Genomic DNA, 13,397 nt, shown 5'->3' on the forward strand with positions numbered 1-13,397 from the left:
CAGGGAGGCGGGGTTGGACGAGGAAACTGCCACGCGCGAGCGGGGTTTGGTCGAGGCACTGCGAAACGGCGACGAACAGGCGTTCGCCGCACTCGTTGATGAGCTCACCCCAATGATGCTCAAGGTAGCGCGCGGCTACGTGGCTAACCGGGAGGCCGCCGAGGAGGTGGTGCAGGAAACGTGGATCGCTCTGCTCAAGGGCATCCACGCGTTTCAGCACCGCGCGCTGCTGCGCACCTGGTTGTTCCGTGTTCTCGTCAATATCGCAAAGACGCGCGGCGCGAAGGATCAGCGGTATAGGGCAGTGTCGTTCGACGAAAACTCGCCGCTTCCGGCCGTCGACCCTGCGCGGTTCCAAGATCCGGAAGAGCCATGGCCCGGGCACTGGCGTTCAACTCCGAAAGCATGGGACGAAAGCCCTGAGCACTCGTTGCTCGCGTCAGAGATCAGGGAGGTTACCCAGCAGGAGCTGGACCGCCTTCCCGAAGCACAGCGCGATGTCGTCACCTTGCGCGACGTCATGGGATACGAGGCCAGCGAGGTGTGTGAGATGCTGGCAATCTCAGCGGCAAACCAGCGCGTGCTCTTGCACCGCGGGCGCGCGCGAATCAGGCAGGCACTTGAGCAATATATGGGGGCGCGCGATGGGTAGTGGCGACTCCGTTAATCTGACGTGCCAGACCGTAGTGGAACTCATCACGGATTATCTGGAAGGTGCGCTCGACACGGAAACGCACCGCAAGGTCGAGGCTCACCTGGACGGATGTGAAGGCTGCACCAACTATGTGTCGCAGATTCGCTCCACGATTCGCGCCCTCGGGTCAGTTCGGGACGATGACCTAGATCCGCACATGAGACAGCGTCTACTCGATGCGTTTCGCGACTGGCGGACCTGAATTATCCGTCGGTTCGCGGAATTTTCTGGGCGAATTCGATGACGTTTCCGTCCGGGTCCGCGATGTGCATGGTCCGTTCACCCCAGGGACGGTCCACTGGTCCCGTAAGCGGTTCGACGCCTCTTTCACGCAGCGTTCGCGCCACAGCGTCGATGTCGCGGACACGGAAGCCTATTTCGCCGCACGGCGCCGTGCCCGCGGGGCGCCCGATCAGATCAGGCAGCTTGTTTCGCTCGAAAAGCGACAGCTTGATGTTCTCCATTGCGAATTCGACGTAGCCGTTGCCTTCGGTGCGGATGTCAAGGCCCACGATATCCCGATAAAAGCGCACGGCATCGCTGAGCGAGGTGACGTACCAGATCACATAGTCGACGCGCCGCACATCTCCGACGGTATCAGTGCACGATCAACAGCGGCGACTGTGCAGTATCGAGCAGGGCAATGCTCGTTGAGCCGAGTATCAGGCCCATGAATCCGCCCCGTCCGCTGCTGCCCACTATCACCAAGTCGACAGTTGCCGACAACTTCGCGAGTGTCCGCGCGGCGTTGTCGGAGACGACCGTCCGGCTGACGTCGACGTCCGGGAACTTTTCACTCCAGCCGGCGAGGGCTTCGGCCAAGATGATTTCTTCGGCTATGCGCGCTTCATCCCACGGAAAGTCGTGTCCAGCGAGAGCTGACGAGAAGCCCGCCTCTTCCCACGTGTATACGGCGACAAGTTCCGCGCCCCGCGCGGAAGCCTCCTCGAATGCCACACCAATCGCGTTGTCGCTGCGGCGTTTACCGTCGATTCCCACCGCGATTCGGTTCGCCGTGGCGTATTCGGCATGGAGTGGGATGATCGCGAGGGGACACGCCGCGTGGGCTGCGAGCCCCGCAGCGGTCGATCCGATTACTCGCGGCAGCCCTGACTCGTTGCCGCCCCGCGCACCCACGACGAGTTTGTGCGCTCGCTCGGACGCGTGTACGAGTTCCCGCACCAGCGGACCTTTGGTCAGCTGCTTACCGATATCGAGAGATGTGCTCTCGCCGATTTCGTCGCGCGCGACACGTTCTGCCCGCTCAAGCGCCGCCCAGCTGTCGCGTTCGATATCTTCGAAGTAGCTCGCCGGCATCCAGGTGGATAGGTAGCCGCCAGCGACGCTCAACAGCACCAGCCGCCGATTGGTCACGAGTGCCTCACGCGCCGCCCACCGCACCGCCGCATATGACTCTTCAGAACCGTCGACACCCGCTGTGACCGGCAGGTTTTCATTCATGCGATTCTCCTCAACTCACACGGCGACCTTGACGCAGCCTTGTGTCTCTATCCTGCCGCTGCGGCGCACCGCAGTGCAGGGACTTAAGTCCCGACATCAGCGATGAGTGTGTCACTTTCTTGGGCAATCGCCGATGCCGCTCCGATGACGTTGGTGATCACTTCGCCGAACCCGTTCGGATCGTAAAGCAGCCAGCCGTGCGTGCCTTCCACGGTGATCGCGGTAGCTTCACCAGACGCTGCGCGCAGCGCCGCTGTTGCTGCATCGGGAATGACGTTGTCGCGCTTGCTCCAAACGATAATCATGGGAAGCCGTCGCTGCTTGAGAACCTCCAGCTCCCGTCGCAGGTCTGCGCCCCGTGCGAGGTTTCCGGCATGCCACACCGCCGGAAAGTTCCGCAGCAGGTTTGGTACCGCGTCACGGATGATAACCGGAAGCACGCGGGTGACCTGACGCAGCGGGAACAAATCCGCGGAAAGGTGCAGGCCCCAGTCCCACAGCGGGCGTTCCCGCAGTGTCCGGGCCATTCCCCGGTAATCAGTCCATGCGGATCCGCCAATCGAGTTCACAAGCACCAAGCGAGCAACAAGGTCGGGGTGGTCGTGCGCGGTTGTGATGGCGACACCTCCGCCGAAGGAGTGCCCCACGAGTGTCACCCCCTGGGACTTATGCGCCGGCACGACATCTCGAATGAAGTCGGCAACCCAGTCGGCGTAGTGCCCCAGCGTGGCCCGTCCAACCTTGAGCCTTTCAGCGCCCCCGAAGCCGGGCAGCGTTGGGGCATACACGCGGTATCCGCGGTCAGCGAGCGCCTCGAGACTCTTACGATAAGTCTTCGTGGAAACACCCCAACCATGCAGGAAGACCAGGGGGGCTCCCGCCCCGCCGGTCAGGTAGCGCACCACGGCGCCGTCAATACGCGCTCTCAGGAACGCCAGCCGCGTTGGGGCTGGACCACACTTGACCACCATCACCGCTCCTCCTTGAGCGACTCCCCCGCCAGCCGTCCGGCCACAGTTCGCGTTGTTCTGGCCTGCGCTAGCTTCACGCGACGTCCAGAACCTGCGGCTAACCGGCTGGCGGAGTCTGCTTCCCCGCCATTACCGGGGATCTCAGTATTTGAAACGCATCCCCGAGTCCGCCCATTCCCGTGATCCGGCTGGGCCAATACGTCCGGGACCGGCGGCCCATGCGGGCCCTGCGCTGGTTCGGCTTCGTTCCGGCTTTCGCATGCCGCGCGATAGGCCGCAACCGCGGTCGGCAACGTCGGATATACGCGTCCCTCGCCAATCTTCTCCAGTAACCCCCCAGCGGCGAGCGGTTCACGGAGTTCCTGTTTGACTCGCGCCAGCGCGAACACCACTCCGCGCCCTTTCAGTTCCGTGTAGAGGTCGGTCAGCATGTCCATCGCGGTCAGGTCAATTTCGATGTTCGCTTCCGCGTTGAGAAGAAACCACTCCGGCTTTTCTGGTGCCTCGTCCAGCGCTGCGAGTGCGCGACGGCGGAAGTTGTCCGCGTTCGCGAAGATGAGCGGTGCGTCATAGCGATACACCACCAGTCCGGGGATCCGAACCGCGTCCGGATAGTCATCGATATCGTGCATGCCCGCAACTCCGGCCGGATACCCCAGGATCGCGTCATGTGGGCGGGCCACCTTGCGCAGCACATCCAGGATCGATAGCGCCACTGCGACCAGCACACCACCCAGCACACCGACGGTAAGCACAGCAATCGTGGTGGTCAGCCCGATCATCAACTCGCTGCGGCGAAAACGCCCGATCCTGCGAAACTCGTTGATGTCGATAAGCCGGACAGCCGCGAAGATCACCAGCGCCCCGAGTGCGGCAAGCGGGAAGGATTCTAGAACTGGGCCGCCGAGAAACAGCGCCACTACCACCACTGCCAGTGCGACGAGTGAATGCGCCTGAGATCTGCTTCTGAACGCGTCACCGACCGCTGTGCGGCTCGCACTGCTGCTTACCGGGAAGCCCCTTGCGAAAGCCACGGCGAGGTTTGCCACCCCTAAGGCCAAGAGCTCGCGCTGCGCGTCGATGCGGTACTTATTGCGCGCCGCAAACGCACGGGCGGTGAGGACATTGTCCGAGTAGCCGACGATCGCTACACCGATGGCGGGAAGGACCAGCAGCCCCACGTCATGCACCGAAATATCGGGGAATGCCGGGACCGGGAAGCCGCGCGGCATGTCCCCAACCACGGCCAGCCCAATATCTGTGAGGGAAAAAAGCGCGGTGACGGCAGAGGCCGCGAGCACAGCAACGAGGGTGACAGGAACCTTCGGCCACCACCGCGTCCCGAAGACCAGCACAATGAGCACCGCGGCGGCCACCGTCAGAGTCTGCCAATGCACATTGGGCAGTTGCCGCACGAAATCGCCAACCTCACCCGTTACCGATGTGCCGCTGACATCGGTCCCAGTTACCTTGCCTAGCTGGCTGACGACCATGATCACCGCGATCCCGGCCATGTAGCCAACGAGTACGGGCCGTGATAAGAGGTCAGCGACGAAGCCGAGACGAGCCAGCCATCCGGCGAGGCACACAACACCGACGAGCAGCGCCAGCGTCGATGCGAGCGCCGCATACCTGCTTGGGTCTCCACCGGCGAGGGGGCCGATGGCGACTGCTGTCATCAGCGCGGTCGTGGATTCCGGACCTACCGATAGCTGCCTCGATGACCCGAGGCAGGCGTATACCACCAATGCCACAGCAATCGTCCATAAACCGGTCACGGGCGGAAGCCCGGCCACGGCGGCGTATGCCATAACTTGCGGAACTAAGTAGGCGGCGACAGAGATGCCCGCGATCAGGTCGGAGCGTTCGGCGCCGCGCGGGAACGGCCGCACGGCGCGCAGACGCGCCTTCCACTCATCCCGCACATCGGCTCCTCCGCGAGAACTTTTCTGTTTCTTCAAGCCTCGGACTTGCCTGTGTGCGATACGAGGGCCGATCGTCGTGAAATGTTAGGGGCCTTTGGACACTTTCCGTGCCAGCGGCGTCACGGGCGCAGACTCCTGCGTGCATGCCGGGCCGACCACCGTCTCAGCGCTTTCTCAGTCTCCACCGCCGCGAATGTGAGGACCGCGATACCCCCGATGGCGAGCCACGCTTCCAGCGAGATAGGCGCGGAGTGAAACAGCGTGTTCATGACGGGCGTGTACGTGTAGATCAACTGAAGAACGATCATCACAGCGATACCAATTGTGAGCCACTTGTTGCTGAACAGCGGAGTGCGCAATGCGGAGCTAGCGAGGGAACGGCAATTGATCAGATACGCGACCTGGATGAAGACGATCACATTCACAGCCACAGTTCGCGCTTCTTCGATCGGCACGCCGTTCTGCAGCAGCCACTCGAACATCGTGAAAGCAGCGACCACCATAATCGCGGACACAGTGATGATTCGCCATACAACAGCCCGGCTCAGCAGTGGCCTGGACGCGGGAACCGGCGCACGTCTCATAATCCCGCGCTCGAGGGGTTCGAACGCGAGCACCAGACCAAGAGCAACGGCGGTAGTCATGTTTACCCACAAGATCTGTACAGGAAGGATTGGCAGCTGCGCTGCGAGAGCGATAGCCGCGAGAATGATCAGGCCCTGGCCGAGGCTGGTTGGCAAGATGAAGGTGATGAACTTCCGCAAATTGTCGTAGACTCCGCGGCCTTCTTCGATCGCCGCTTCGATGGACGCGAAATCGTCGTCCGTCAGCACCATGTCGGACGACTCCTTGGCCACCTCTGTTCCGGCACGGCCCATCGCGATGCCGATGTCAGCACGCCGCAGGGCTGGCGCATCATTGACACCGTCACCTGTCATCGCGACCACATGACCGCTGCTCTGCAACGATTCGACGAGCCGCAGCTTCTGCTCCGGGGTCACGCGCGCAAACACATCCACACTCTCAACGAGTTCGGGAAGGTCTCGGATGGGGCATGCAGCGAGTTCAGCGCCTGTAACCACCCGCGCGCGGTTGTCTCCCCCGATACCGAAACGGCTCGCGATCGCACGCGCTGTCGCCGCATGATCACCCGTGATCATCTTCACCCGGATCCCGGCCTTTCGGCAGGTGTGGACAGCGTCGATCGCATCCGGCCGCGGCGGGTCCACCATGCCCTGGAGTCCGATAAGGGTCAGCTGACCCGCTATTAGCGACTCGCTGAGGTGCGCTCCCCGATGTGTGATCTCAAGCCGGGCGAATGCCAGTACACGCAGCCCCGATTGGGCAAGAGAGTTCGCCATTGCCTCAGCGCGCGCCCGGTCGAGTGGCCGGGGCGTTCCAGTTACCGTGAGTTCGGTGGTGGCGAACTGCAGTATCCGCTCCACTGAACCTTTGACGTATACCACGCCACTGTTCGGCCGGCCGGGATCGTCACTGCTGTGCAACGTTGCCATGTACTGGGTGGCGGATTCGAAGGGAAGCACGCCGCGGCGGGGCACATTGCTCCGCAGCGCTGTGACGTCTTCTCCGGCTTTGAGCGCTGCGGTGAGAAGGGCTCCTTCAGTGGGGTCGCCGACCAGCTTCCACTGTCCCTCGTGCTCAGTAAGAACGGCGTCGTTACACAGCGCACCGGCGATAAAGAGCTCTCGCAACGCGGAGTTGTTCCCGGGCGGCGCAGACGACTTCTTTCCATCAATCGCGGTGACCGCACCCCGCGGGGCGTATCCGGCGCCGTCCAGTGCGTACGTGCACCCGCCAGCCCACGCCGCTGTCACCGTCATCTCGTTCGCGGTAAGCGTTCCAGTTTTGTCGGTACAGACAACGGTGGTGCTCCCCAGCGTCTCGACTGCGGGAAGGGTCCGGATGATCGCGCGTCGGCGCGCCATACGGGCCATCCCGATCGCGAGAGTGATTGTCACGACTGCCGGGAGTCCTTCAGGGATAGCCCCGACCGCGAGAGCCACGACTGCGGTGAGCATCGATGTGGCAGACTCGCCTCTTGCCAGCCCCAGTACGAATGCTGCGGCGGCGAGAACGAGGATCGCGACGGTCAGCACTTTGCTGAACTTCGTCAGGCGCCGCGTAAGTGGCGTTTGTAGCGTTGCTGCGCTACCGATTAGCCGATGTATGTGGCCTATTTCGGTGTCGGCACCAGTTGCTGCAACTATGCCCATCCCCTGTCCGCGTGTCACCAATGTGCCCGAATACGCCATGTTCGCCCGATCCCCGAGTTCGGCCGAATCCGGTAGCGGCCCAGGAGCCTTCACAACGGGGACAGACTCACCGGTAAGCGCCGACTCGTCGATCTCGAGCGCGTGCACAGCGAAGAGCCGAAGATCAGCCGGCACTTTGTCACCGGCTTCGAGGACGACGATGTCGCCTGGCACCAGATCCTCAGAAGCGACCCGCCGGTGCACGCCTTCGCGTATTACCACGCTGTGCGTCTTCGTCAGGGTGAGCAGCGCATCCAGTGCCTTTTCCGCTCGTGACTCCTGGATGTACCCGATAACCGCGTTGAGCAGGACAACGCCGGCGATCACGCTCGCATCAACGACCTCGCCGACGAGCAGCGTCGCCGCCGCGGCCACAATCAGTACGTAGATGAGCGGGTGATTGAACTGCAGAACGAACCGCAGCCATGGCGAGCGACGGTCGAAGCGGGGCAAGACATTTCCGCCAACACGGTCCTTGCGCTCGGCAGCGACGCTTCCGCTCAGTCCATACTGCAGGTCCGTTTCGAGCAGCGCGGCAAGTTCGTCGGCTTCCATTGTGTGGCTACCAGTGATGCGATCATCGCTCGCTACGGCCTGGTCGGTCATTTCAGTCGTTTCTCCTCTTCAACGAAAGATCACAGGTGGGTGGCGACGATCGACGCCATAATCACGGGATTTACGACAACGCCGAAAGCTAGCCAGGTGTGGTAAAAGCCGACGCACAGCACGAGTGAGGTGAGGGCCCCGATGACTGCCAGGAACGGGGCCCAACTGGACCCGAGCAACAGGCCTAAGCCTGCGCCGACGAAGGTCAGCGCCGATAGTCCCGCGAGCCCCACCGCAACGAAACTCGCTTTCGCTTCGATGCCCCAGCGCCGTGCGAGCCACGAAAACCGCGGGTCATCGGTTCTGCGCGCGTGGGGCTGCCCAGGGCTGATCCATACACTCCAATGCACGAGGCCGTGCACGATGAGGAATGTTCCGGCCAGCGTATTCATGGGAGTGAGTCACGCACCTCGGTAGCACCCTGATCAAGCCGGAACGGCGGGTACTCATCTCGCATGAGGGCGGCGTAGACCATGACGCGGAACACCCAGCGGTTGATCCCGATGATGAGGCTGAACAACGGCTGCGGATACGTACCCCGAAACAGCAGACTCACCGCCGCGACGAGCACCAGTAGTCCGAGGAGGGAGACGGAAAGCACCGACCGCCCGTCTGCCGACACCGCGATCGCCACCCCGCCTACGAGAACGGCGAGCACAAGGTAGTGCGGGATCGCGAGCAGCCACCACTTGACCAGGACCAGCCCGCGCGATAGGCGCTCCGGATACTCGACGTCGAACTCAGCTGGATAGTCAACAGCATGGAGCGTGAAAGGCGGGTAACGATCGGTGCCGAGCGCCGCGTACCCGTAGAAGCTGACTCGCCAGGACCATCTGAGGACGCCCACGTTGAAGTCGAATATCCACCGCGGATAGCGTGCCGTAAACAGGATGGCGAAGCCAGCGATGATGGTGAGCACGGCAAACGCGATGAAAAGGAAGAAGAGAACGATGTAGTGCGGTATCAGCAACAGCCATTTGACAAGCCATAGCCAGCGCGAAGATGGCGGCACAGCAAGCTCGCCGCGAAGACTGGCCGGGTAATGCATACCGGTTAGAGTTGCCGGCGCGACATAACCTCCCCGGCCTTCCAGGCCTCCCGGCGCCGGGCTGGGCGGACCAGCAGGCGTGGTGTCGATGCCGCGGGCGCCGATCACGACGAGCGGCACGCCCACACCAAGTAAGATCACCGCTGCGGCGAGCGTTATCAGCGCGGCCGGCCCGAGGAGGCCGGAGTGCGCACCCGCGGTGACCTCAGCGGTGACGGGAGCGGTTCCGTCGGCGTTCATCACGACAATCAGCCATGTGCCTGGTTGAGGCTCCCATGTCACATCTTGTGGTCCTTGGCCCGTCGCGGAAGCCTCCCAGAAATCCTGCGCGGTCGGAGAAGCTGCCGTGCCGGTGCCGGGGACTTGGTGATAGCGGGCCCGGAATGGACTGAACCGCACTTCGCGCAGCTCTGAGTGCGCCGTCCCGAGCAGGTAATCGCGGACATCACCCTGAGTGGCGATACCGACAAAGACCTCGCCGCCCGGATCAGCTGCCTGTGCGGTAATGCGGATGTCTCCCAGACGTTCCCGCACGAAACGTGGCAGCGGCTCGTCAAAGGTGATCGTGAACGGTTCCGAGACGATTGCCGTCCCGGAGCTCTCATATCGCTCTGTCGGCGTTTCGATGTACCCGTCACGACCCTGTGCCAGGGTTGCCCAGCCCAGCATCGCGGCGCCTGCGAGCGCAAGCAGACCCCCTAGTGCGAGCAGCGTGCCGATAACGATCAGCACGATCCTTCCTGCCTTCATTGATTGTTCTCCTCACGCAACGATTGGATCGCGGCGCTGAGGCGCGACAGCGCTTCTGGCGCGACGCGTTCGAGGGCATGCACGTGTGCCGCATTGACCAGTGCCTCAGGATCCAGCGCATCGACCACAACAGCGCCCGTCTCAGTCGGGTGATCCCGCACCACGACGTTGCACGGCAGGAACAAACCCGCCTGCGGGTCTGCGGCGAGGGCGCGCCGGGCGAGGCCGGGGTTACAAGCACCCAGGATGACGTAATTGGAAAACCCTTCACCCAGCTTTTCCGCGAAGGTCTTCTTCATATCGATCTCAGTAATGATGCCGAAGCCGTGCTCGGCCAGTGCATGCCGCGTGCGTATCAGAGCCTCAGGAAAGGGCATCCGCATCGTCGCTTGCATCGCGATCTCGGGCACGATTGGCAGCCGGACTTCCGTGACGAAATTCCGCTGATCAGCGCCTTCACCCGGGCCGACTAGGTACACCTCAGTTGGTGGTCCGTTCACGCGGAACCGCGCGGCGCCTATCCACTTCTCCAATGCGTGGTACGCGTCGCAGATTGTGTCGCGACTACCCCGGTGCAGCGTGTGCGCGCAGAGGTCGCCCGGCAGCGTTATCACCGCAGTTTCCGGCGCCGTCTCCACCGCGGCACTTGCGTGGTCATCTCTGATCGGCAGAAACAGATGTACTGGAACGCGGTTGTCCGGGGCGAAATCAGCCAGATACGTCACAGCCGGAGAGCCGGTCGCGACCACTTGCGCGGCACTCGCCGCTTCGGCAAGCTCCCGCATCCGCCGCGCGACTTCTTGCGGCACCTTGTCGGCGTCGATGACGGTGCGGAGGCTGAGCGCGGTGCGCGGAGCCGTTTCGGAAACCGTGATTTCGTACGACATTGTGCCTCTCCTCGGGCAGCAGCGGACGACGGGCAGAACCGGGATACTGTCCATTCCACTGGCTCGGCCGTCCCCTCTTTAGAGCAAAGAGCCACTGCCATTGGGGTCCAAGGTCACGAATTAGGCCAATTTCAAGAGCTCGCCGCGGCAGCGAGTTCCGCGATTGCACCCCGGATATCGTCAGCAAAGAGCGCCGTGTCGGTCATGCGATAGTAGTCTCCGGTAATACCAAAGGTCAGAGTGTCCGCGTAGCTCAAGATCCCGATACTCGTCCGGATATGAACGGCGATGGGGACGAACGGATACACCGCGCTGACCTCTCGGCCCAGGAACTCCAGCTTTGCGCGCGGGCCTGGCACGTTTGTTGCCACTGCCACGAGGCTTCGCTGCGGAAAGCGCGACATGATCCGAACGGTCCGCGCGAAAAGCTGGAACGGGATAAATCGTGCGAGTGATGTGGCAGATTGACCCGCATGTGCCTGACCGCTCCCTTTTGCCTTGTTCATCACGGAATGGACACGCATTAGCTGTTCGACCACGTCGCCCACGTCCACTGGAAGGAACGGCAACATCACGGAGACCTTGTTGTTCGTGCCGAAGTCGCCGTGAGAAGAACGTACCGATACGGGGACGAGCACCCGCACTTGCCGCGCGTTCGGCACGTTTCCGCGCCGGATCAATGCTTTCCGGAATGCTGTCGTTATCGCGGTCAGGGCGATGTCGTTGATGGTCACCTGATACCGCCGCTGAATCGCGCCCACAGTACTCAGGCTCACTGCCGCGACGCTGTAACGCCGACTTGCCGATATTGGGCCCACGAGGGTCGATTTCGAAGCGGGGACAATCAGATTCGTCACTAGGCCGTGCACACCTGCGGCGACGTTCTGAACCGCTGTCACCGGGCGTGTAAGGCGAGTTGCGAACCCGCTGAGGACGCTTGAGACGCCGACGGCTCGCTGCTGACGGTGACGTGCTGGAGAGGCCGCGTGTGCCGGAGGTCCGTGGTCGCACAATCCGGTGAGGATGTGCACCGCGGAGATGCCGTCGGCGATGCTGTGGTGCAGTTTCACAATAGCGATCGAGGCGGCGTGCCCCGGCCGATCGATCAGCCAAAACTGCCATAGGGGACGAGAGTGGTCGAGCGGCGCAGCCATGATATCTGCGACGGTTTGCCAAATCTGGGTGTTTTCAGCGTCGTCTTCATCGCGCAGCGCCAACGTGAAAACGTGGTGTTCGATGTCGAAATCCGGGTCGTTCTCCCACACTGGGGGCTGCAGTCCGGTCCAGCTCGGATGGACTCGTTTGCGCGCGTACGGGAATCCATCCAGGCGGCGAAGGAGAGCGAGGATGACGTCAGCGCGCGACGGCGCTTCCGCGTTCAGCTCTGCGACCGCGCCGATAAACAGGGTCGCATTTTCGTCACCTTCCTCTAACTCGAGAAAAAGCGCATCGAGGGGGCTCAGGTGCTCTTGCGTCATGGCCGACTGCCACCGTTCTGGTACGCGCGACGAATGGATAAATCGATCGTCGCTGGCTCCTCAATCGGGCGTAAGAGTCCAAGGTCCCACCCGATAGAAGCCTTCGGCTCTACTCGGCAGCTGCGCGACGCCGGACGATTCTTCTCAGTAGCCGAGAATCAAGTCCAGGAGTTCGCCATGGATAACAGCCACATGCCCGACGCTGACACGATCCGAACCGCGGTGTCGCTGGCCGTTCGTGCCCCCTCCGTGCACAACACACAGCCGTGGCTGTGGCGCATCGGCGACGAGAGCATCAACCTGTACGCCGACCGGTCGCTGCACCTGCGTCACACCGATCCTGACCAGCGTGACCTCATGCTGAGCTGCGGCGCAGCACTTCACCACGTCCGGATCGCGCTGGCCGCGCTCGGCTGGCGGTCGGTCGTGCACCGATTCCCGAATCCTGCGGACAAAGACCACGTGGCCGCACTTGAATTGCACCGCCGCCAGCCCACGCAGCACGAGATCGCCCTCGCGGCGGCGATACCGCGGCGGCGCACAGATCGCCGTCACTACAGTGCCTGGCCGGTCCCGCCGGAGTACCTGGCCCGCCTCGGTGAAGCAGCCGAGAACGAAGGCGTTGTCTTCCGGGTCTTGGAATCGCAGAGCCGCTTCGCGGAACTCATCCGCGAAGCTGTAGACCTGCATACCACTGATGCCGCGTATCAGGCAGAACTGGCTACCTGGAGCGGGCGCCACGGATCCCCGGAAGGCGTGCCGTCACAAAACACCCCGCTGGCCGAGGTGACAGCTGAGGGCATCTCGGCGCGTCGCTTCGCGTGGCCTGCGCTGTCGCCCGCGCCGGGCACCGATGCGGCGAGCGACGAAGCCGAGATCATCATGCTCACGACCGCATCCGATGACGTGCTGTCGCGGCTGCGGTCAGGTGAGGCGTCGAGCGCTGTGATGCTTGAGGCGACGGCGCTGGGCCTCGCGTCCTGCCCTATCACGGAACCTCTCGAAGTACGGGCGACTCGAGAGGCTGTACAGAACGACGTGCTGCATGACACCGGCGTGCCGCAGATCGCCGTTCGAGTGGGCTGGGCGCACATCAACGCTGACCCGCTGCCTCCCACACCGCGCCGCGCGGTCGACGACTTCATCCGGCCGCTCGGTGCATAGCACTGGACACACCTCGCCGTCCCGTACCGCCGCAGGAGCCATACAGACTTCGCAGCGGGTTTAGCGAAGTGTCAAAACTCCCGGCGAACGGGACTGTGCTCGCGCTGACGTGCCAGGCAGAGCACAAAGTCCTCAGTAGA

Annotated in this window: 11 protein-coding genes and 1 pseudogene; 3 read left to right on the forward strand and 9 right to left on the reverse strand. The window is 62.9% G+C overall.

Annotated features, from left to right (window positions below):
* Nucleotides 1-13 precede the first annotated feature (13 nt).
* Nucleotides 14-652 carry an RNA polymerase sigma factor gene (locus tag ONR57_RS06410; protein WP_265122266.1) on the forward strand — a complete coding sequence of 213 codons (639 nt, stop codon included), beginning with the start codon at nt 14-16 and terminating at the stop codon, nt 650-652.
* Nucleotides 645-896, forward strand: coding sequence for an anti-sigma factor (locus ONR57_RS06415; protein ID WP_265122267.1), 252 nt, complete (start codon nt 645-647; stop codon nt 894-896). Before ONR57_RS06410 ends, ONR57_RS06415 begins: the two co-directional genes overlap by 8 nt.
* A 1-nt stretch (nt 897) precedes the next feature.
* Here the strand turns inward: ONR57_RS06415 and ONR57_RS06420 are convergent, their stop codons facing one another.
* The 9 genes and pseudogenes from ONR57_RS06420 to ONR57_RS06460 all read right to left on the reverse strand — a co-directional run bounded on the left by ONR57_RS06420 (nt 898) and on the right by ONR57_RS06460 (nt 12,093).
* A complete protein-coding gene (locus ONR57_RS06420; RefSeq protein ID WP_265122268.1) occupies nt 898-1,278 on the reverse strand; it encodes a VOC family protein in 381 nt (126 codons plus the stop codon).
* A gap of 13 nt (nt 1,279-1,291) precedes the next feature.
* Nucleotides 1,292-2,155, reverse strand: a complete 864-nt coding sequence (locus ONR57_RS06425; RefSeq protein WP_265122269.1) for a universal stress protein — start codon at nt 2,153-2,155, stop codon at nt 1,292-1,294.
* A gap of 83 nt (nt 2,156-2,238) precedes the next feature.
* The gene (locus ONR57_RS06430) at nt 2,239-3,126 is read right to left on the reverse strand and encodes an alpha/beta fold hydrolase (protein ID WP_265122270.1); all 888 of its coding nucleotides are present in this window, start codon (nt 3,124-3,126) and stop codon (nt 2,239-2,241) included.
* 266 nt (nt 3,127-3,392) lie between these two features.
* A pseudogene (locus tag ONR57_RS06435) lies at nt 3,393-5,051 on the reverse strand (SulP family inorganic anion transporter); the annotation flags it as partial.
* A 119-nt stretch (nt 5,052-5,170) separates the two neighbouring features.
* Nucleotides 5,171-7,930: an HAD-IC family P-type ATPase gene (locus ONR57_RS06440; protein ID WP_265122272.1), complete on the reverse strand. Its 2,760-nt coding sequence runs from the start codon at nt 7,928-7,930 to the stop codon at nt 5,171-5,173.
* 29 nt (nt 7,931-7,959) lie between these two features.
* On the reverse strand, nt 7,960-8,322 hold the full coding sequence (locus ONR57_RS06445; protein ID WP_265122274.1) for a hypothetical protein: 363 nt from the start codon (nt 8,320-8,322) through the stop codon (nt 7,960-7,962).
* Nucleotides 8,319-9,728 carry a DUF4389 domain-containing protein gene (locus ONR57_RS06450; RefSeq protein ID WP_265122276.1) on the reverse strand — a complete coding sequence of 470 codons (1,410 nt, stop codon included), beginning with the start codon at nt 9,726-9,728 and terminating at the stop codon, nt 8,319-8,321. The genes ONR57_RS06445 and ONR57_RS06450 overlap by 4 nt, the downstream gene beginning before the upstream one ends.
* On the reverse strand, nt 9,725-10,615 hold the full coding sequence (locus ONR57_RS23285; protein WP_308198659.1) for a DUF302 domain-containing protein: 891 nt from the start codon (nt 10,613-10,615) through the stop codon (nt 9,725-9,727). Before ONR57_RS23285 ends, ONR57_RS06450 begins: the two co-directional genes overlap by 4 nt.
* A gap of 131 nt (nt 10,616-10,746) precedes the next feature.
* Nucleotides 10,747-12,093, reverse strand: a complete 1,347-nt coding sequence (locus tag ONR57_RS06460) for a wax ester/triacylglycerol synthase family O-acyltransferase (protein WP_265122277.1) — start codon at nt 12,091-12,093, stop codon at nt 10,747-10,749.
* A 177-nt stretch (nt 12,094-12,270) separates the two neighbouring features.
* On the opposite strand from ONR57_RS06460, the gene ONR57_RS06465 reads away from it, so the two are divergent.
* The gene (locus ONR57_RS06465; protein ID WP_265122727.1) at nt 12,271-13,257 is read left to right on the forward strand and encodes a nitroreductase family protein; all 987 of its coding nucleotides are present in this window, start codon (nt 12,271-12,273) and stop codon (nt 13,255-13,257) included.
* Nucleotides 13,258-13,397 lie beyond the last annotated feature (140 nt).

This window comes from Hoyosella sp. YIM 151337, assembly GCF_026041215.1.
GTDB lineage: Bacteria > Actinomycetota > Actinomycetes > Mycobacteriales > Mycobacteriaceae > Hoyosella.

Coding starts and splice junctions, on each gene's coding strand:
- ONR57_RS06415 (WP_265122267.1), top strand. CDS start 645: ATGGGTAGTGGCGACTCCGTTAATCTGACGTGCCAGACCGTAGTGGAA.
- ONR57_RS06425 (WP_265122269.1), bottom strand. CDS start 2,155: ATGAATGAAAACCTGCCGGTCACAGCGGGTGTCGACGGTTCTGAAGAG.
- ONR57_RS06430 (WP_265122270.1), bottom strand. CDS start 3,126: ATGGTGGTCAAGTGTGGTCCAGCCCCAACGCGGCTGGCGTTCCTGAGA.
- ONR57_RS06440 (WP_265122272.1), bottom strand. CDS start 7,930: ATGACCGACCAGGCCGTAGCGAGCGATGATCGCATCACTGGTAGCCAC.
- ONR57_RS06445 (WP_265122274.1), bottom strand. CDS start 8,322: ATGAATACGCTGGCCGGAACATTCCTCATCGTGCACGGCCTCGTGCAT.
- ONR57_RS06450 (WP_265122276.1), bottom strand. CDS start 9,728: ATGAAGGCAGGAAGGATCGTGCTGATCGTTATCGGCACGCTGCTCGCA.
- ONR57_RS23285 (WP_308198659.1), bottom strand. CDS start 10,615: ATGTCGTACGAAATCACGGTTTCCGAAACGGCTCCGCGCACCGCGCTC.
- ONR57_RS06460 (WP_265122277.1), bottom strand. CDS start 12,093: ATGACGCAAGAGCACCTGAGCCCCCTCGATGCGCTTTTTCTCGAGTTA.
- ONR57_RS06465 (WP_265122727.1), top strand. CDS start 12,271: ATGGATAACAGCCACATGCCCGACGCTGACACGATCCGAACCGCGGTG.